The 255-nt window shown below is 44.3% G+C and carries 1 protein-coding gene; it reads right to left on the reverse strand.

Going from position 1 to position 255, the window contains the following annotated elements:
• The coding region (locus tag EUU22_RS10300) for a hypothetical protein (RefSeq protein WP_245484971.1) at positions 1-243 on the reverse strand (243 nt) is incomplete at its 3' end.
• Positions 244-255: the final 12 nt, after the last annotated feature.

A 255-nucleotide genomic window follows, 5' to 3' on the forward strand; every position in this document is an offset into this window, starting at 1 on the left:
ATTTTCTTTGCCGATTCTCTTCTCTATGAGTTGCTTTAATTTATCTTTGGTGGTGTTTTCAAGTGTATTATCATTGTAGTAAATGCAGATACCCAGTAGCAGGGCACACAAGCCTTGGACTAGCTGCTCCTCTTCTCCCAGGTTCTCAGAAATCTGTGCTGTGAGGAATGGCACGTTGGCCGCATTATGGAGAAAATGTGTCACAGCGATGGGACAGTTGGTTAACCACGTACACAGCAGCATTAACAGTCCAAC

This window comes from Ciceribacter ferrooxidans (assembly GCF_004137355.1).
GTDB classification, from domain to species: domain Bacteria; phylum Pseudomonadota; class Alphaproteobacteria; order Rhizobiales; family Rhizobiaceae; genus Allorhizobium; species Allorhizobium ferrooxidans.